The 18,967-nt window shown below is 64.8% G+C and carries 16 protein-coding genes; 7 read left to right on the top strand and 9 right to left on the bottom strand.

Features of this window, described 5'->3' with window-relative positions; all coding sequences use genetic code 11:
• Positions 1–16: 16 nt before the first annotated feature.
• Positions 17–1,162 carry a M20 family metallopeptidase gene (locus tag AXW83_RS25200; protein WP_066621217.1) on the bottom strand — a complete coding sequence of 382 codons (1,146 nt, stop codon included), beginning with the start codon at positions 1,160–1,162 and terminating at the stop codon, positions 17–19.
• A 189-nt stretch (positions 1,163–1,351) separates the two neighbouring features.
• Positions 1,352–2,857 carry a catalase gene (locus AXW83_RS25195; protein WP_066621215.1) on the bottom strand — a complete coding sequence of 502 codons (1,506 nt, stop codon included), beginning with the start codon at positions 2,855–2,857 and terminating at the stop codon, positions 1,352–1,354.
• Between the two features lie 127 nt (positions 2,858–2,984).
• Here AXW83_RS25195 and AXW83_RS25190 point away from each other — a divergent pair, with 127 nt between their 5' ends.
• Entirely contained in the window at positions 2,985–3,935 is a 951-nt protein-coding gene (locus tag AXW83_RS25190) for a hydrogen peroxide-inducible genes activator (protein WP_066618990.1), read from the top strand.
• 89 nt (positions 3,936–4,024) lie between these two features.
• Positions 4,025–4,531, top strand: coding sequence for a hypothetical protein (locus AXW83_RS25185; protein ID WP_066618989.1), 507 nt, complete (start codon positions 4,025–4,027; stop codon positions 4,529–4,531).
• Between the two features lie 4 nt (positions 4,532–4,535).
• On the opposite strand, the gene AXW83_RS25180 is transcribed toward AXW83_RS25185, so the two are convergent.
• Complete coding sequence (locus AXW83_RS25180; RefSeq protein ID WP_066618988.1) at positions 4,536–5,042, bottom strand: DinB family protein; 507 nt, start codon at positions 5,040–5,042, stop codon at positions 4,536–4,538.
• Positions 5,043–5,192: 150 nt separating this feature from the next.
• On the opposite strand from AXW83_RS25180, the gene AXW83_RS25175 reads away from it, so the two are divergent.
• Positions 5,193–5,972, top strand: coding sequence for an alpha/beta fold hydrolase (locus AXW83_RS25175; RefSeq protein ID WP_066618986.1), 780 nt, complete (start codon positions 5,193–5,195; stop codon positions 5,970–5,972).
• Between the two features lie 17 nt (positions 5,973–5,989).
• Here the strand turns inward: AXW83_RS25175 and AXW83_RS25170 are convergent, their stop codons facing one another.
• Together AXW83_RS25170 and gcvA are read right to left on the bottom strand one after the other, a co-directional pair.
• Positions 5,990–7,213: an NAD(P)/FAD-dependent oxidoreductase gene (locus tag AXW83_RS25170; RefSeq protein WP_066618983.1), complete on the bottom strand. Its 1,224-nt coding sequence runs from the start codon at positions 7,211–7,213 to the stop codon at positions 5,990–5,992.
• An 87-nt stretch (positions 7,214–7,300) separates the two neighbouring features.
• Positions 7,301–8,215: a transcriptional regulator GcvA gene (gene gcvA / locus AXW83_RS25165; protein ID WP_066618980.1), complete on the bottom strand. Its 915-nt coding sequence runs from the start codon at positions 8,213–8,215 to the stop codon at positions 7,301–7,303.
• A gap of 253 nt (positions 8,216–8,468) precedes the next feature.
• Between gcvA and amaB the strand changes: the two genes are divergently transcribed.
• From amaB to AXW83_RS25145, 4 genes are all read left to right on the top strand, one after another.
• Positions 8,469–9,989, top strand: coding sequence for an L-piperidine-6-carboxylate dehydrogenase (gene amaB / locus AXW83_RS25160; protein WP_066618977.1), 1,521 nt, complete (start codon positions 8,469–8,471; stop codon positions 9,987–9,989).
• Positions 9,990–10,158: 169 nt separating this feature from the next.
• Positions 10,159–11,376, top strand: coding sequence for an acyl-CoA dehydrogenase (locus tag AXW83_RS25155; RefSeq protein WP_066618974.1), 1,218 nt, complete (start codon positions 10,159–10,161; stop codon positions 11,374–11,376).
• Between the two features lie 142 nt (positions 11,377–11,518).
• On the top strand, positions 11,519–12,709 hold the full coding sequence (locus tag AXW83_RS25150; RefSeq protein WP_066618967.1) for a CaiB/BaiF CoA transferase family protein: 1,191 nt from the start codon (positions 11,519–11,521) through the stop codon (positions 12,707–12,709).
• A complete protein-coding gene (locus AXW83_RS25145; RefSeq protein ID WP_066618961.1) occupies positions 12,702–14,375 on the top strand; it encodes a thiamine pyrophosphate-binding protein in 1,674 nt (557 codons plus the stop codon). Before AXW83_RS25150 ends, AXW83_RS25145 begins: the two co-directional genes overlap by 8 nt.
• A gap of 144 nt (positions 14,376–14,519) precedes the next feature.
• Here the strand turns inward: AXW83_RS25145 and tal are convergent, their stop codons facing one another.
• The 4 genes from tal to AXW83_RS25125 all read right to left on the bottom strand — a co-directional run bounded on the left by tal (position 14,520) and on the right by AXW83_RS25125 (position 18,940).
• The gene (gene tal / locus AXW83_RS25140; RefSeq protein WP_066618959.1) at positions 14,520–15,491 is read right to left on the bottom strand and encodes a transaldolase; all 972 of its coding nucleotides are present in this window, start codon (positions 15,489–15,491) and stop codon (positions 14,520–14,522) included.
• Positions 15,492–15,721: 230 nt separating this feature from the next.
• Positions 15,722–16,558, bottom strand: a complete 837-nt coding sequence (locus AXW83_RS25135; protein ID WP_066621213.1) for a carbohydrate ABC transporter permease — start codon at positions 16,556–16,558, stop codon at positions 15,722–15,724.
• Entirely contained in the window at positions 16,558–17,454 is an 897-nt protein-coding gene (locus AXW83_RS25130) for a carbohydrate ABC transporter permease (protein ID WP_066618957.1), read from the bottom strand. The genes AXW83_RS25135 and AXW83_RS25130 overlap by 1 nt, the downstream gene beginning before the upstream one ends.
• 103 nt (positions 17,455–17,557) lie before the next feature.
• Positions 17,558–18,940, bottom strand: coding sequence for an ABC transporter substrate-binding protein (locus tag AXW83_RS25125; RefSeq protein WP_066618955.1), 1,383 nt, complete (start codon positions 18,938–18,940; stop codon positions 17,558–17,560).
• Positions 18,941–18,967 lie beyond the last annotated feature (27 nt).

Below are 18,967 nucleotides of genomic sequence, written 5' to 3'. Positions count from 1 at the left end.
GCTCGGTTGGCAGGTCTCACTCCATCCTCGCCGCCGTCCGCATCACGGCCAGCGCCAGCACCTGCGCCGCCGGCACGATGCTTTCGACCTCCAGAAATTCGTCGGGCGTGTGAGCCAACCCGCCGATGGGTCCGACGCTGCACAGGGTCGGACAGCCCTGCGCCGCCGTGAAGCCTGAATCGGCGCAGCCGCCGGTGAACTCGGCGACGGTCGCGATGCCGAAGCCGGCCGCCGCGTCGCGATAGGTCTCGAACAGTAGCGCCGATTCCGGCGTGGTTTCCAGCGGCACGAATTCGCCCTTGATGCTCAGCACGGCGGACGAGCCCGGCACCTCCGGCGTCTCGACGATCGCCTTGATCGCCCCGACCAGTTCGTCCCGCTGGGCGGCGGTGAGGTAGCGCAGGTCGATCTCGCACCAGGCATGGGGCGCGACCGTGTTGACGGTCTGGCCGCCGCCGATCAGGCCGACATTGACGGTGATGCCTCGCTCGAGGTCGGTCAGGCCCTGCAATCTGGGGATCTTGTGGCCGAGATCGACGATGGCCGAGACGCCCATCTGGTAGTTTGCGCCGGAATGGGCGGCCTTGCCGGTGAATTCGGCGCGCATGAAGACGCCGCCCTTGCGGCCCGAGGTGATCGACTGCCTGTGGTCGCGGGCAAACTCCGTGCCGGCCGGCAGGCGACTGGGCTCGGCATTGAAGACGCAGCGGGCTTCGCGCGCGGCCGCCTCGATGACCGGCCGGGACGAAGGCGAGCCGATCTCCTCGTCGCTCGTCGTCAGCATCATCAGCGGCGCGGTGAGACCGCCGCATTCGGCGAAGGCTGCCGCCACGAAGGCCTCGATGACGAGGCCCGCCTTCATATCGGCGACGCCCGGGCCATAGGCGCGGCCGCCCTCGATCGTGAAGGGGCGGCGCGTCGGCTCGCCCTGGGGGAAGACGGTGTCGCGATGGCCGAGCAGCAGCACCGGGCGCTGGTCGTTGGCCGTCGGATTGGGCAGGCGCGCCATGACCGCGTCGCCGAAGCGGGCGTCGGGCAGGACCTCGACGTCGAGCCCGTTCCGCTCATGGAAGCGCGCCAGCACCTGCCCTGCCCGATCGACGCCGGCCTTATCGTAGGAGCCGGAATCGGTGTCGACCATCTCGCGCAGCAACGCGATCATCGCGTCCTTGCGGGTGGCGAGCCAGTCGGTGACGGTCTTCTCTTCGGCAGTCAAAGGCACGGATTCGATCCCCACAACACGAGACTGGAACGCTAGAGCCTTCTGCGTGGTAATTGAACCATCATGCGATCGTAGCAAAAAGGGCCGCGGCTTTCGCCACGGCCCTCCTGTCTCCTGCTGGCAGCAGGATCATTCGGCGGCCTGCTGCGGGGTCGCGGGGGTCACCGAGATGCCCGGCCGCTCGGTGCCGTCTGCCTGCGACAAGGCGCGACGCACGCCATTGCCGTAATCGGGGTGGATCCTGTCGAAATGGACGAGCTGGCGCTCCTCGATCTCCAGCGGGATGCCGCCCATCGCCGCAGCGATGTTGGAAAACAGCCGCTCCTTCTGGCCGGCGTCGAACAGGTTGAAGAGCGCGCGCGGCTGCGAATAGTCGTCATTGCCGATGCGGTGGTTGTAGCGGGCGGCATCGCCCGAAATCCGCAGCGGCGGCTCCTTGGCGGAGGGCTGCTCGACCGGACCGCCGAAGGAGTTGGGCTCGTAATAGGCGTCGGGATGGCCGGTCCTGATGCCGCCATAGGTGTTCATCTGGCCATCGCGATGATAATGCGCGACCGGAACCTTGGGCTGATTGACCGGGATGTTCTCGTAGTGGGTGCCGAGCCGGTGGCGATGGGCATCGGCATAGGAGAAGATTCGGGCCTGCAGCATCTTGTCGGGCGAGAAGCCGATGCCCGGCACGATGTTTGACGGCGAATAGGCCGCGTTCTCGATCTCGGCGAAGTAGTTTTCCGCATTGCGGTTGAGTTCGAAGACGCCGATATCGATCACCGGGTATTCGCTGTGCGGCCAGACCTTGGTCAGGTCGAAGGGGTTGTAGGAGGTCTTCTCGGCGTCGAGCTCGGGCATGATCTGGACCTGCATCTTCCAGCGCGGGAAATCGCCGTTCTCGATCGCGTTGAAGAGGTCTTCCTGCGTCGATTCGCGGGTCTTGCCGACGACGACCGAGGCCTCGTCATTGGTCCAGTGCCTGTGGCCCTGCAAAGTCTTGAAGTGGAACTTCACCCAGTAGCGCTCGCCGGCATCGTTCCAAAGCGAGAAGGTGTGCGAGCCATAGCCGTTGATGTGGCGCACATCGGTCGGGAGGCCGCGATCCGACATCAGGATCGTGACCTGGTGCAGGCTCTCAGGGCTGAGCGACCAGAAATCCCACATCGCGGTGGGCGAGCGCATATTGGTCTTGGGATGGCGCTTCTGGGTGTGGATAAAGTCGGGGAACTTGACGGGATCGCGTACGAAGAACACCGGCGTATTGTTGCCGACTAAGTCCCAGTTTCCTTCTTCCGTATAGAACTTCAGCGAAAAGCCGCGCACGTCGCGCTCGGCATCGGCCGCGCCCATTTCGCCGGCCACGGTGGAGAAGCGCGCGATCATCGGCGTCGTCGCGCCGGGCTGCAGCACCTTGGCCTTGGTGTATTTCGAGATATCGCCGGTGATGGTCAGCGTGCCATGCGCGCCCCAGCCCTTGGCATGGACAGCGCGCTCGGGGATGCGCTCGCGGTTCTGGTGGGCGAGCTTTTCGAGAAGCTGGTAGTCCTGCAGCAGGACCGGGCCGCGCTCGCCGGCGGTGATCGAATTCTGGTTGTCGGGAATCGGCGCGCCGGCCGTCGTCGTCATGGTCGGGTTCTTCGACATGCAGTCCTCCATCATTCGATGGGCGGGACCCCCCAACCCAATTTCGAATTGGTCGAACTAACAGCGCTTTGTGACGATGATGTCCAATACCGTTTACGGGCGGCTACGATAAGTTTATCAAATCGTCATGATCACCTTGAAGCAGCTTCGCTATTTCGCCGCCGTGGCGCGACACCGCCATTTCGGGCGGGCTGCACAGGAATGCCATGTCAGCCAGCCGGCTCTTTCGCTGCAGATCCAGGAGTTGGAAAGCTATCTCGGCTGCCAGCTCATCGAGCGGCGGCGCAACGCCATCGCGCTCACTGAAACCGGCATCGAGATCGCCGGGCGGGCCCAGCGCATCCTGCTGGAGACGAGCGATCTGGTCGACCAGGCCCGGCATCGGCCCGGCCTGCTCAGCGGCGAACTCGACCTCGGCGTCATTCCCTCGATCGCGCCCTACCTGCTGCCGGCGACGCTGCCGGCGCTGCAACGGCGCCATCCCGATCTCGATCTGCGCCTGCGCGAGACGCAGACGGCGACACTGCTGGACGAATTGGCGGATGGCCAGCTGGACGTCGCGCTGCTCTCTCTGCCGGTCGAGCGGGCGGGCTTGGAGACACTGCCGCTTTTCGACGATCCTTTTCTGCTGGTGGTGCCGGCCGGCCCGGCGGCCCATGGCGCGGCTTTCACTCCCGAGACGGCACTGTCCGGCGATACCATGCTGCTGCTGGAGGAAGGGCATTGCCTGCGCGATCAGGCGCTCAGCTTCTGCGGCTCGACGCGGCTGGAATCGCGCCGGCAATACGGCGCCTCCAGCCTCTCGACGATCATGCAGATGGTGGCCAACGGGTTTGGGACGACGCTGATGCCGGCGATGGCACTGCCGGTCGAACTCAGGCCCGACATGCCGGTGAAACTGTTCCGCTTCGGCGAGCCGGAGCCGCGCCGTTCGATCGGCCTGGTCTGGCGCAAGAGTTCGCCGCGCCGTCAGGATTTCGAGGCGCTCGGGCGCATCCTCTCCGAAGTCGGCCTCGGCATCGCGGCCGCTGGCGAACGCGGCCTGGGGGCCGAGCCCGAATTGATCAGCCTGCGCTGAACGATGTCCGATCGCTAATTCGCCCGCCAGCGGTTGCATGCACGCGGCCAAGCGTCGATCATCGCCGCTCTTCCGCAGCGCAGGCCGCCATGACTTTGTTCAGCCGAATCCTCTACACCGTCATCGCCGGGGCCTTTCTCGTGGCCGCGGTGCTTTTGATCGGCGTCGCGGTCTGGCGCACGGTCACCGGCTTCTGGACAGGCGATGGCGCGCTGGAGACGATGCTGGACGGCATCGGCCTGATCATCATCGCGGTCGCGGTCGCCGATGTCGGCAAATTCCTGTTCGAGGAAGAGGTCATCAGCGATCGTGAACTGCGCCGCCCGGCCGAAGCGCGCGGCTCGCTGACGAAGTTCATGACGATCATCATCATCGCGCTGAGCCTGGAATCGCTGGTGCTGATCACCAAGGCCTCGCGGGGCAACATGGCCGATATCGTCTATCCGGGATTTCTGGTGCTGCTCGCCGTGCTGGCGATGGTCGGGCTGGGGCTGTTCCAGAAGCTCAGCCAGAACGCGACCGCGTCAGTCCCGCCCGAGGCGGACGCGACCAGCCAGGCAGCACCTGCCAAGCGGAGCAAAGCGACCGGCGGTTGACCCGTCAGCTCCAGTCTTCGACCAGCATCAGGTCCGTGTCGCTCGGCCTTGCACCCGCCGCCGTAAGCATCGCATGAACCTGGCCACGATGATGGGTCTGGTGATTGAACATATGGGCCACCAGCAGACCGACCGGCTTGCTCATCTCGCGCTGCGTCGCGCCGGAAAACCACGTCAGATCGCTGGCAAGCCAATCCGGCGAGAGCGTCGCCGCCCATTCGCCGATCAGCGCGTCGGTGGCCCGCCGCTCGGCTAGGAGTTCCGACCATCCCTCGATCATCCGGGCCGACTCACTGCCCGGAACCAACGGCTTCGGCGTGCCCGTGAAACGCGAGAGCCACATCCGGTCGCCCCATAGTAGATGGCAGAACGTACCGTGGATCGAACCGAAGAAGGCGCCGCGCTCCAGCCGCCGCGCCTCGTCGCTCAAGCTCGCGGCAGCCGCATACAGATTGTCGTTCTGCCATGCATTGTAGCGAGCCATGGTCTTAACGAAGGCCGGATCAATCATGGGTGGCTCCGTGAAGTGACGCTGATCCACTGCAGCGCGCTAGGCGATCTACAACCACCAGATGTCTGCGCCATACCTAAGCATAATCGCCGGACACATCCCATAAGCCGATAATCACTTATCGAAACCCCTTCAGGAGCAAGATTTGCCATGGCGATCGACAGGCGTAGTTTTGTTGCGGCTCTGGCCGCCGTTGCCGCAACCTCGGTGGTGTCCGGCCGGAGCGCGACAGCGAAGGCGGCCCTCACTCCCGCTCGTAACGTCGTGCTGGTGCACGGACTGTTCGCCGACGGTTCGTGCTGGACAGAGGTGATTGCCCGGCTTCAAGCCGCCGGGCTCAATGTCACTTCCGTGCAGAATCCTCTGACGACGCTGCCCGATGCCGTGGCCTCGGCCGAGCGGGTGCTGGCGCGGCAGGATGGACCGACTGTGCTGGTCGGGCACTCCTTCTCGGGCATGATCGTGACCGAGGCCGGCCTGCACCCCAATGTCTCGGCACTGGTCTATGTCGCGGCACGGGCTCCGGATGCAGCGGAAGACTATACGGCGCTGGCCAAGACCTTCCCGACGCCGCCGGCGACGGCCGGCATCGTCTTCGACGGGGACGAGGGGCGCCTCAGCGAGGCCGCATTCCTGCGCGACTTCGCCGGCGATCTGCCGCAGGCCGAAGCGAAGGTGCTTTATGCGGTGCAGCAACCCTTCCAGAAAGCGCTGCTGGCCGGCAAGACGACTCAGGCGGCATGGCGCTCAAAGCCAAGCTTCTATGCCGTTTCGACTCAGGACCGGACGATCAATCCCGATCTCGAACGCTTCATGGCCAGGCGCATGGGAGCCAGAACCATCGAAGTCGAGGCCAGCCACCTGTCGCTGATATCCCGCGCCCAGGAGATCAGCGATCTGATTCTTGAAGCCGCGGGCCAACCCGCCTGACCATGCAGGCGGTGCCGTCAGATGACATTCGTTTCCAGCAAGGGCCTGCGCGCGACGATGCGCTCATGGCCGAGATCGGCCAGATCGAGCGTGCGATAAGCGCCATGCAAAATGTGCTCGGCGAGCCCGCGCCCGACCGCCGGCGCCTGCTGCAGGCCGTGGCCGGAGAAGCCGTTGGCGAGATGGAGGTTGGGCGCGCCGACCGCCGGGCCGATGATCGCGTTGTGATCAAGCTCGTTCATGTCGTAGGGGCCGGCCCAGGCCCGGCCGGGCCGGATTTCCTCGAAGGCCGGGATGCGGTGGGCGAGCGTCGGCCAGACCGTCTCCTCGAAGAAGGCCCAATCGACATCCTCGACGGACGGATCGGTCTCGATCCACTCCTGGTCCTGCTCGGCGCTGAGCGGATAACAACTGCCGATGAAGAGCTGGCCGTCGCTGCCGCGTTTACCCTCGGGCCTGCACCAGACGCCGCTCGTGTCGATCAGCAGCGGGCAGTTGTCGACCGCGCCCTTGCAGGTGAAGCTGAAGACGTAGCGCTTCATCGACCGAACCGGGATCGCGACGCCGGCGGTGGCGGCCAGCCTGGCGCCATGCGTCCCCGAGGCGTTCACCGCCGCGCCGCAGGCGATGCGGCTGCCGTCGGCAAGCTCGACGGCAGCCACGCGCCCGCCCTCGACAATGTAGCGCGCGACTTCGCCCTGCCGATATTCGACGCCAAGCGAACGCGCCTTCTTGCGGAAGGCCTGCAGCACGGCCCAGCCGTCGAACCAGCCCTCTCCGCTAATGCCCAGGGTGCCGCAGGTGATATCGGATGTATTTAGCCAGCTGAATTTGCTGCGCAGCATTTCTGCAGCATAAAGCGCAACATCGGCACCTTCGGCTACCTGGAGCTTCTGGTTCGCGGCCAGGACAGGGGCACCCTCCTCGCTTGCGAGATACAGATATCCGCCCTCGTGCAGATCGATGACCGGCACGTCTTCATCCACGGCGAGATGCGTCCCGATGTTGCGCAAAAATGCGATGCCATGCAGCGAGATCCGGATGTTCACGGCGCTCGAATATTGCTGGCGGATCGAGGCTGCTGAGAGTGCGGAGGCCGCGAGCCGGTAGGTTGGATCCTTCTCGACCACGACGACCTTGCCGGTGAAGCCGGGATCGGCCGCCAGATGATAGGCGACGGAAGAGCCGATCACGCCGCCCCCGCAAATCACGACATCGACGCTTTCGGAAGAAGACGACATGGCGGTCCCACGCAGAGACGGTTTCGCTTGCAGCGACACCTTGGTGAACTGCGCGCATGATTGGCGCGCCGTGCAACGCTTGTCCAGTCAGTTGGCGGCGGCACATTCGCCCAGCAGCCAGTCGCGAAAGGCGATGACGGCCGGCAGCTCCGCACGCGTCTCGGGATAGACCAGATAATAGCCTTCGGTGCCGGTGACCGGCCGGTCGAACGGGATGACCAGCGAACCCGAACGCAGTTCCTCCTCGATCAGGAAGCGCGGCACGATGGCGAGGCCGAGGCCGGCGACGGCCGCCTGCGAAACCATGGCGAACTGCTCGAAGCGCGGCCCCATCAGCGCGCGCTGCGGCGGCAGGCCCTGCTGCTCCAGCCAGTTGGCCCAGGCGCGCGGCCGCGTCGATTGCTGCAGCAGCGGCGCGCGCAGCATATCCACCGGGACCTTGAGGCCGAGGCGCGCTATCAGCGAGGGAGACGCGACGGGCACGATCTCCTCTCCCATCAGCCGGTGCAGGAGCGCGCCGGGCCAGACGGGATCGCCGAAATGGATGGCGGCATCGAGTTGCTCGCGGCTGAAATCGAACGGCACCAGTTTCGTGGCGAAATTGATGGTGATTCCCGGATGCGCCTCGGTAAAACGTGGCAGGCGCGGGATCAGCCAGCGCGTGCCGAAAGTCGGCAGGATGGCGAGGTTGAGCACGCCGGCGGCGCCTCGAAACGCCATGGCCGAAACGGTCGCCGCCGCCAGCCGCGAGAGCCCGTCGCGGATATCGGCCGCATAGGCCGCACCGGCAGGCGTCAGGCTGACCCGCTTGCGAATACGCTCGAAGAGGGCGAGCCCCAGCACCTGCTCGAGATGGGCGACCTGACGGCTGATCGCACCTTGGGTGAGGTTGAGTTCCTCCGCGGCACGCGTAAAGCTGCCATGGCGCGCCGCAGCCTCGAAGGCAGCAAGCGACGAGAGCGAGGGCACCGAAAGCCGGCCGGGGATGATCTCGAAATCCATGATTTATTCTCATCAAGTCGTGAGAACATATCGGTTGCCGGAGCAGGGTGGAAGGGGGCATTGTTCCGGCTTGAAATTCGGAGGCGCTCCAACCACGCCGTCATCCCGGACGCAGCGAAGCGGAGATCCGGTATCCATCGGAGGCCATTGCGCTCTATGATGGATCCCGGATCGGCGCGGCTTCGCCGCTTGTCCGGGATGACGGCGCGTTGAGAGACGGCCTCGCGGCACACGACGTAAAGGCCCCGATCACATGACCTCTCCCCTGCCCCAGGACGCGCTCGCACTGCTCAAGCGCCTCGGCGTCACCGACGCCGCCTTTGCCCCGAAGGGCCTGACCGCTCATTCGCCGATCACGGGCGAGACCGTCGCGACGCTGAAGGAGACCAGCCCTGCCGAGGCTGAGGCCGCCATAGGTCGAGCCCAGTCGGCGTTCCTGCTGTGGCGCAAGGTGCCGGCACCGCGCCGTGGCGAGTTCGTGCGTCTGCTCGGCGAAGAGCTGCGCGCCGCCAAGGACGATCTCGGCCTGCTGGTGACGCTTGAGGCCGGCAAGGTCACCTCCGAGGGCCTGGGCGAAGTCCAGGAAATGATCGACATCTGCGATTTTGCCGTCGGCCTGTCGCGCCAGCTCTACGGCCTGACGATCGCGACCGAGCGGCCGAACCACCGCATGATGGAGACCTGGCATCCGCTGGGTGTCTGCGGCGTGATCTCGGCCTTCAACTTCCCCGTCGCGGTTTGGTCGTGGAACGCGGCGCTCGCCTTCGTCTGCGGCGACAGCGTCGTCTGGAAGCCATCGGAGAAGACGCCGCTGACCGGCATCGCCGTGCAGGCGATCGTCGAGAAGACGATGAAGCGCTTCGGCCCCGAGGCGCCGGCCGGCCTCTCCGAAGTCCTGATCGGCGGGCGTGAGATCGGCGATATCCTGGTCAGCGACCATCGTGTGCCGGTCGTCTCCGCCACGGGCTCGACCCGGATGGGCAAGGAGGTCGGCCAGAAGCTCGCAAGCCGCTTCGCCCGCGCCATCCTCGAACTCGGCGGCAACAATGCCGCGATCGTGGCACCCTCGGCTGATTTGGACATCGCGCTGCGTGGAATCGCGTTTGCGGCGATGGGCACGGCCGGACAGCGCTGCACCACCCTGCGCCGCCTGATCGTGCATGAGAGCGTTTATGACGCGCTGATCCCCAAGCTCATCAAGGTCTATGGCTCGGTGACGATCGGCGATCCGCGCAAGGCCGGCGTGCTGGTAGGCCCGCTGGTCGATGAAGCCGCCCATCAGGCCATGCAGAAGGCGCTCTCCGAGGCCAGGGCCGAGGGCGGCACCGTCCATGGCGGCGAGCAGGTCGAGGTCGGCGCTGGCGGTTTCTATGTCCGTCCGTCGCTGGTCGAAATGCCGTCGCAATGCGGCCCGGTCGAGCGCGAGACCTTCGCGCCGATCCTCTATGTGATGAAGTATAAGACGCTGGAACAGGCCATCGCGATCCAGAACGCGGTCGGCGCCGGCCTGTCCTCCTCGATCTTCACGCTCGACATGCGCGAGGCCGAGGCCTTCATTTCGGCGGAAGGTTCCGATTGCGGCATCGCCAACGTCAATATCGGCCCATCGGGTGCGGAGATCGGCGGGGCCTTCGGCGGCGAGAAGGAGACCGGCGGCGGCCGCGAGGCCGGCTCCGACGCCTGGAAAGCCTATATGCGCCGCGCCACGAATACGCTCAACTACGGCACGACATTGCCGCTGGCGCAGGGCGTCAGCTTCGATGTGGATGCGTAACGAGAGCTTTTGAAACGAGGAACGGCCGCCGTCATTCCGGGCGCAGCGAAGCGCAGACCCGGAATCCATCATAGGGCAACGACAGCACTCTAGGATGGATTCCGGATCGGCGCCGCTTAGCGGCTTGTCCGGAATGACGCGGTTGGGACAGCAGGGAAGGAAAAATACCATGGCAGAAGCCGCCCGCAGCCACGCCACGAGCCAGAAGCTGGCCGAATTCACCTGGGACGACGCCTTCCTGCTCGACGAGCAGCTGAGCGAGGACGAGCGCCTGATCCGTGACACGGCACGCGATTTCGCTCAGGAGAAGCTGCAGCCGCGCATCTCGGAGGCCTATCTCAATGAGGCAACCGACCGGTCGATCTTCAACGAGATGGGCGAACTCGGCCTGCTCGGCGTCACCGTCCCCGAGGAGTATGGCTGCGCCGGCGCCAACTACGTCTCCTATGGGCTTGTGGCCCGCGAAGTCGAGCGCGTCGATTCCGGCTATCGCTCGATGATGTCGGTGCAGTCCTCGCTGGTGATGTATCCGATCTATGCCTATGGCGACGAAAGCCAGCGCAAGAAGTACCTGCCCAAGCTGGCGTCCGGCGAATGGGTCGGCTGCTTCGGCCTGACGGAGCCCGATGCCGGCTCCGACCCGGCAGGCATGAAGACCCGCGCCGAGAAGGTGTCGGACGGGTATCGCCTGACCGGCTCCAAGGTGTGGATCTCGAACTCGCCGATCGCCGACGTCTTTGTCGTCTGGGCGAAGTCGGCCGCGCATGACAACCAGATCCGCGGCTTCATCCTCGAAAAGGGCATGAAGGGTCTGTCGGCGCCCAAGATCGGCGGCAAGCTCAGCTTGCGCGCCTCGATCACGGGCGAGGTCGTCATGGACGGCGTGATCGTGCCGGAGGAGAACCTGCTGCCGAACGTCTCGGGCCTCAAGGGTCCGTTCGGCTGCCTCAACCGGGCGCGCTACGGCATCTCTTGGGGCGTGATGGGCGCGGCCGAGGACTGCTTCCACAGGGCCAGATCGTATGGGCTCGACCGCAAGCAGTTCAACAAGCCGCTCGCCCAGACGCAGCTCTACCAGAAGAAGCTGGCGGACATGCTGACCGAGATCACGCTCGGCCTGCAGGGTAGCTTGCGCGTCGGACGCCTGCTCGACGAAGGCAAGATGGCCCCGGAAATGATCTCGCTGGTGAAGCGCAACAATTGCGGCAAGGCGCTCGACATCGCCCGCCAGGCCCGCGACATGCATGGCGGCAACGGCATCTCGATCGAGTACCATGTCATGCGCCACGCGGCGAACCTCGAGACGGTAAATACCTATGAGGGCACGCATGACGTTCACGCGCTGATTTTGGGTCGGGCGATCACCGGGCTGCAGGCGTTCTTCTGAAACCTTCCGACACCCTCCGCGTCATCCCGGGCGAGCGCAGCTCGACCCGGGATCCATGCCAGAACATCGCCGATCAGCGTTCAGGCATGGATCCCGGCTCTCCGCTTCGCTCCGGCCGGGATGACGGCGCGGATTACTTGCAATGACTTCAACCCCTCCCCTCGCCGGCCTGCGCGTCCTCGAACTCGCGCGCATCCTTGCCGGTCCCTGGATCGGCCAGTTGCTGGCCGATCTCGGCGCGGATGTCGTCAAGGTCGAGGCACCTGAGGGCGACGATACGCGCAAATGGGGACCGCCCTTCGTCGAGGCGGCGGACGGCGAGCATCTCTCAGCGGCCTATTTCCATTCGGCCAATCGCGGCAAGCGCTCGATCACGGCCGATTTTCGTACGCCCGAGGGCCAAGCGCTGGTGCGCCGGCTCGCTGCCCATGCCGATGTCGTGGTCGAAAACTTCAAGGTCGGCGGGCTCGCCAAATATGGGCTCGACGCCGCCTCGCTGCGGGCGGCCTTCCCGCGCCTGATCTATTGCTCGGTAACAGGCTTCGGCCAGACCGGCCTTTACGCCCCGCGCGCCGGCTACGATTTCCTCGTGCAGGGCATGGGCGGGCCGATGTCGGTTACCGGCGAACCGACCGGCGCGCCGATGAAGGCAGGGTATGCCGTCGCCGACATCTATACGGGTCTCTACGCCTCGGTCGGCATCCTCTCGGCCTTGCGCCGGCGCGATGCCACCGGCGAGGGGGCAATGCTGGACATGGCCCTGCTCGATGCGCAAGTCGCGGTGCTCGGCAATCAGGCGATGAACTATCTTGTCTCCGGCACCCCGCCGGCCCGGCTCGGCAACGCACACCCCAACATCGTGCCTTATGACGTTTTTCCCGTCGCGGACGGCCACATCATCATCGCCACCGGCAATGACGGGCAGTGGCGCAAGCTCTGCGAGGTCCTGGGCGATGCCGCGCTGGCCGACGAGCCCGGCTATACCGACAACCGTTCGCGCGTGGAGAACCGCGTCGCGCTGACCGAGCGGCTGCACCAGCTCTGCCAGCGCTATCTGAAAGCCGATCTGCTTGCGGCGCTAGAAAAGGTCGGCGTGCCGGCCGGCCCGATCAACGGCGTCGATGAGGTCTTCGCCGATCCACAGGTGCTGGCGCGCGGCATTCGCGTCGATCTGGAAAGCGACGCCGCGAAGGGCGGGGCCATCCCGACCGTCGCCTCGCCGATCGTCATGGACGGGGTGCGACAGGTGTCTGGGCGCTCGAGTCCGCGCCTCGGCGAACATGCGGATGAGATTCTGAACGACCCGGCCTGGGGAGGGCCTCAGCATGACTAATCGCACCGGCGGGCAGATCCTCGTCGACCAACTCATCCTCCATGGCGCCACCGACGCCTTCTGCGTGCCGGGCGAGAGCTATCTCGCCGTGCTCGACGCGCTTCACGACGCCGATCTCAAGGTTACCATCTGCCGGGCCGAGGGCGGCGCCGCGATGATGGCCGAAGCCGCCGGCAAGCTGACCGGCAAGCCCGGCATCTGCTTCGTGACGCGCGGACCCGGCGCGACCAACGCCTCCCCCGGCATCCACATCGCCGACCAGGATTCGACGCCGATGATCCTGTTCGTCGGCCAGATCGAACGAGGCATGCGCGAGCGCGAGGCCTTTCAGGAACTCGACTACCGCGCCGTCTTCGGCACCATGACGAAATGGGCGACCGAGATCGACGATGCGGCGCGCATTCCCGAGATCATCAGCCGCGCCTTCCATGTCGCGACGTCGGGCCGGCCCGGCCCGGTCGTGATCGCACTGCCCGAGGACGTGCTGACCGATCTAGCGGACGTGGCCGACGCCGAGCCTTATCAGGTCACCGAGACGCATCCGTCCCTTTTGCAGACGATCGACCTGCAGAAGCGGCTCTGGGCGGCGAAGTCTCCGGTCGCGATCTTGGGCGGCTCGCGCTGGGACCCGCAGGCGATCGCGCGCTTCCAGCGCTTTGCCGAGCGCTTCGACCTGCCCGTCGCTGTTTCCTTCCGCCGGCAGATGCTGTTCCCTGCCGATCATCCGAACTTCGCTGGGGATCTCGGCATCGGGCCCAATCCGAAGCTGCTGAAGCGCATCCAGGAGAGCGACCTCGTCATTCTCGTCGGCGGCAGGCTGTCGGAGATGCCGAGCCAATCCTACACGCTGTTCGGCATCCCCAATCCAGGCCGGCCGCTGGTGCATGTGCATCCGGACGCCGAGGAACTCGGCCGGGTCTACCGTCCGTCGCTGGCGATCAACGCCTCGCCGACCGCGTTTTGCGCCGCGCTGGAGACCGTGCATCCGCCGCAGGAGATCCCGTGGGCGGGCGAGGCCGCGCAGGCGCATGAAAGCTATCTCGGCTGGAGCGGCCAGCCTGCTCCGGTCGCCGGCACCTTCCATCCCGGCGAGATGGTGACCTGGCTGCGCCGGCACCTGCCCGATGATGCCATCATGTGCAACGGCGCCGGCAACTACGCGAGCTGGGTGCATCGCTTCCACCGCTTCAATAAATTCGCGACGCAGCTTGCGCCGACTTCGGGTTCGATGGGCTATGGCGTGCCTGCCGCGATCGGTGCCAAGCGGTTGTTCCCTGAAAGAACGGTGATCGCCTTTGCCGGCGACGGCTGCTTCCTGATGAACGGGCAGGATTTCGCGACCGCCGTGCAATATGACCTGGGTGTGATCGTCATCGTGATCGACAACGGCATGTACGGCACCATCCGCATGCATCAGGAGAAGCACTATCCCGGCCGGGTCTCAGCGACGACGCTGAAGAACCCTGATTTCGCGGCCTACGCGAAGGCCTTCGGCGGCCATGGCGAGCGGGTCGAGACCACGGCGGAGTTCGGCCCGGCCTTCGAGCGCGCAGTCGCCAGCGGCAAGCCGGCGATCCTGCATTGCCTGCTCGATCCCGAGGCGATTACGCCATCGAAGTCGCTGAACACGATCCGGGCGGAGGCGTTCGCGGCACAGGGGTCTTAGAGCGTCATCCCGCGCGCGCTGCGGCATGCAATGCCGCGGCGCAGATGCGGGAGCGCCATGAGGAAAAGGCGCCTTCTCGTCTTGCGGTCCCGTGTCTGCGCCGCATCACTGCGTGCTGCAGCGCGCACGGGATGACGCTCCCGATCAGACCAGCTTTTCGGCCACGAGCTTGCGCAGACCGCGAAGATCCTTGACGAAACCGCGGATGCCTTCGGCCAGCTTGTCGCTGGCCATCGCGTCCTCGTTCATGGCGAAGCGGAAGGCCTTCTCGTCCAGCACGATCTTCTTGGCGAATTCGGGCGCGGCCTGGGGCGATGAGGCCGGCGACAGCCTGCGCGGCAGGTCGCCTGTCGCGGCGGCCAGTTCGTCGAGCAAGGAGGGGCCGATCGTCAGTCGGTCGCAACCCGCCAGCGCCTCAATCTCAGCCATATTGCGGAAGGAAGCGCCCATGACGACCGTCTTGATGCCGAACGCCTTGTAATAGGCATAGATGCTCTTCACGGAGACGACGCCCGGATCGGTCTCCGCCGTGTAGGGACCACCGCCGGCCTTGACGTGCCAGTCGAGGATACGGCCGACGAAGGGAGAGATCAGGAAGGCGCTGGCGTCGGCACAGGCCACCGCCTGCGGCAGGGCGAAGAGCAGCGTCAGATTGCAGTCGATGCCTTCTGCCTGCAGCACTTTGGCCGCCTGGATGCCCTCCCAGGTCGAGGCGATCTTGATCAGAACGCGGTCCTTCTCGATGCCACGCTCCTTATAGGCGGCGATGATCGCACGCGCCTTGTCGATGGTGGCCTGCGTGTCGAAGGACAGGTCGGCATCGACCTCGGTCGAGACGCGGCCCGGCACGATCTTGGTGAGTTCGGCCCCGAAGGTGACGGCCAGCCGGTCGCAGACGGCATGGACCGTGTTTTCGCCCGCGTCGCCAGCCTTCTTGCCCCAGTCAACCGCCTCATCGACGAGATGGGCATAGGCCGGCGTTTCGACGGCCTTCAGGATCAGCGTCGGGTTCGTGGTGCAATCGACGGGCTTCAGACGACGGACCGCTTCGATGTCGCCGGTATCGGCGACAACGGTGGTCATCTCGCGGAGCTGGTCGAGCTTGGAAGCGGTCATGTCAGGGTCCTGGCAGTCTTCGTCTTGAATCTAACGCTCGCAATGTGACGCCTGTTCGGCAGCATGGCGAGGGAAATAGAGAATGTCCGGCATGCGTCCCACGTCATTCCGGGGCGGCTGAAGGCCGAACCCGGAACCCACGACCGGGTGAAAACCCTGCGGCCGAAATGGGCTCGCCCGGTCGTGGGTTCCGGGTTCTCCGCTGCGCGAAGCCCCGGAATGACAGGGGTTCAGCTCTTCACCGCACCTGCCGTCAGGCCGCCGACCATGTTCTTGCGGAAGCCGTAATAGATCACCGCGGGCGGGATGGCGTAGAGAAGGCCTGCGGCCATCAGCAGGTTCCAGGGCGCGTCGTCGGCCGACAGAAACAGGCCGAGTCCCACCGCGAGTGGAACGGCCCTCTCGCTGGAGAGCAGCAGGAAGGCATAGAGATACTCGTTCCAGGCCAGCAGCAGCGCATAGATGCCGATGACCACCATCGAGGGCTTCATCAGCGGCAGATAGACCAGCCGGAAGAGCTGGAGCGAGGTCGCGCCATCCATGATCGCCGCCTCGTCCAACTCCCTCGGCAGCTTGTCGGAGGCCTGCTTGAGCACCCAGATCGCATAGGGCGAGGCAAGCGCGACCATGGCCAGGATCAGCGCCGTCTGCGTGTTCAGGAGTCCATAGGAGCCCATCGCCTTGTACATCGGGATGGCGAGGAAGGCGGCCGGGATCAGATAGGTCGCCAGCGCCAGGTTCATGATGGTGCGGCCGCCCTTGACCCTCAGCCGCGAGATCGCGAAGGCGGCAAAGGTCGCGACCAGCAGCGTGATCATCCCCGTCGCGATGGCGATGAAGAAGCTGTTGAACATCTGCAGCCAGAAATTCGTCAGGTAGTAGTGCTGCTGCTTGAAGACGATCTGGAAATTCTGCAGCGTCGGCGCGTCGGGCCAGAGTTTTCCGGCCAGCATCGATTCCTGATTGGAGATCGAGAGCACGAAAAGATGGTAGATCGGCAGCAGCGTCCAGAGCAGGACGGGGATGGCGATCAGGATGAGTTTTCCCTCGTCGAGAACCTTCTTCATCATTCGGCTCCCTTCGAGAGACGCTTCACCATGAAATAGACCATCGGCAGGATCAGCGGCATCGCGATGATGATCGAGGCGATGCCGAGATCGAGGTTGTTGTTGCGCATGTAGCGGATGCCGAGGGTCGACAGCACATGGTTCAGGTCGCCTGGTCCGCCGCCGGTGAGCAGGTAGACGCTGTTGAAATCGCCCAGTGTCCAGATCATCGAGAGCATGGTGGATGTGACGTAGAGCGTCGCCAGCGACGGCCAGGTGATGAACTTGAACTGCTGCCATTTGCTGGCGCCGTCGACGCTGGCAGCCTCATAGAGGTCCTGCGCGATGGCAAGCCGGCCGGTGACGAGGATCAGCGTCCAGAACGGCAGCGACTTCCAGATATGGACCATGATCGACATGCAGAAGGCCAATGTCGGGTCGGTCAGCCAGCCGGGCCCCTCGACAATGCCGAACCAGTGGAACAGCTGCTGGTTGATCATGCCGTTTTCCGGATTGAGCATGACCCGGAAGGACAGGATGGTCGGGATGGAGGGAACCGCCCAGGGCAGGATGAACAGCACCAGCACGAAGCGCACCCAGGCCCGCTGCGCGACAAAGAAACCCGACAGGACAAGCGCGATCGCGAATTTCAGGTTCACCGCGACGAACAGGAAGACGATGGTGTTGATGACCGTGCGGATGAAGATCGGGTCGGCGAAGAGGGCTCGATAGGAATTCCAGTTGAGGCCGAGCCAGAGGCCGTAACCGACGGGGTAGACCACCATCACGGCGAAGACGAGCACATAGGGCGCCAGCATGATCGCGCCCCAAAGCGCGCGGTCACGCGTATGTCCGGAGACCGCGTCGCTCGACTTCGAGGCCGGCAGCGCCGGCGCGGCCATAGTGGTCGCTGTCATGGTTTTCTCCCTCGGCGTCGCCGTCGTGCTGAGACGGGTCGGCGCCCCGCGGCTGTTGTTTGCCGCAGGGACGCCTTGTCGGTCGATTCTACGATCGTCGGACTTAGCCGGCGATCTGCTTGATGCGGGCGATCATCTCGTCGACCGCGACTTCAGGCGCGATCTTGTCCTGGACCACGCGGTTGACGGCCTTGGCCCAGACGTTCTCGGCGTTCAGGGTCGTGAAGTTGTAGTTGTAGACGAACTGGAACGGGATCGTGCCGTCCTTGTACTGCTTGTAGACGACGGCGCGGTGGGGATCCTTGCCACTGGTCCAGAACGGGCTCTCGATGCCCTTCAGCGTGGTCGGCACCCAGCGGCCAGTCGAACCGTCGACGAAGGGCTGCAGGTTCTCGTCCTTGAGCAGGAAGGCCATGAACTCCTTGGCGCGCTTCTTGTTCTTGGCGTCGGCGAAGATCACAGCCGTCTTGACCGCCGCGAGATTGGTCATCTTGCTGCCGTCCGGCTTGGTCGGAAACTCGGCCGTGCGGATATTGTCCTCGTAGTTTTTCTTGGCCGTGGCACGCTGCTCTTCCGTGAGCGCAGGGTTGGACATGTCGTCCATATGCTTGCCCGCGATCGAGATCGTGGCGTTATGGGTCATGACGGTCGTGCGGTTGTGGAACGCGACGTTGTTGTCGGGATCGAGCCAGTTCACCGAGGAGGGTGGAGTGCAGCCACGCTGGAAAATATTGGCGTAAGCCTTCACGGCCTCGATCATCGCCGCCTTGTTCTTCGGCTGGTCGAGAACGACCTTGCCATCCTCGTCGACGATCTGGGCGTTGAATTCATTAGCGAAGGTCAGGAAGCTGTAGAACGTGTCCGACGCGGCAATGCCCATGGGATGGCCGACGGCGTAGATGCGCTTGCCCTTGGCGCGCATCGCACCCTGGACCTTGTCGCACCAGAAATCCCAATAGCCGTCCCAACCCTTGGGAATGTCACTCTCCTTGAAGCCCGCTTCCTCAAGCATGTCCTTCCAGTAGGTGATGTGCATCATCTGCTGTTCGACCGGAAAAGCGTAGTAGGACTTCGCCTTGGTCTTGCCGTTCATCAGGAAAGTCGTCGCCAGCGCCTGCGGCTGGAACTCCGCCTTGATCGGCGTGATCACATCGGTGACGTCTTCGAGCTTGCCGTCGAAGGCCCATTTGCCGGTGGTACGGAAGTCGTAGGTCGTGCAGAACCCGACATCGGGCGGTGTTCCGGCCTCGACGGCGCCGACCGACTTGGTGACGCAATCCTCGGTCGCATAGAGAGAAAGATCGACCTTGACGCCGGTCGCCTTCTGGAATTTGTCCACCACGGCAAGCAGGGCATCATCCTCGCCCTTGTAGAAGCCCTTGGTGAACCAGACCGTGACGGTTTCCTGCGCCACCGCGGCGCCGGACCAGCCGGCGGCGATCGCGGCAAAAGCCGCGCCAGTGACGAGACAACGAACCGATTTCATTGATACCTCCCAATTAAAACGTTTGAA

Origin of the sequence: Bosea sp. PAMC 26642, assembly GCF_001562255.1 — a bacterium.
Classification (GTDB): Bacteria; Pseudomonadota; Alphaproteobacteria; order Rhizobiales; family Beijerinckiaceae; genus Allobosea.
Note: the sequence above shows the minus strand (reverse complement) of the source record. Positions and strands in the feature narration are given on the sequence as shown.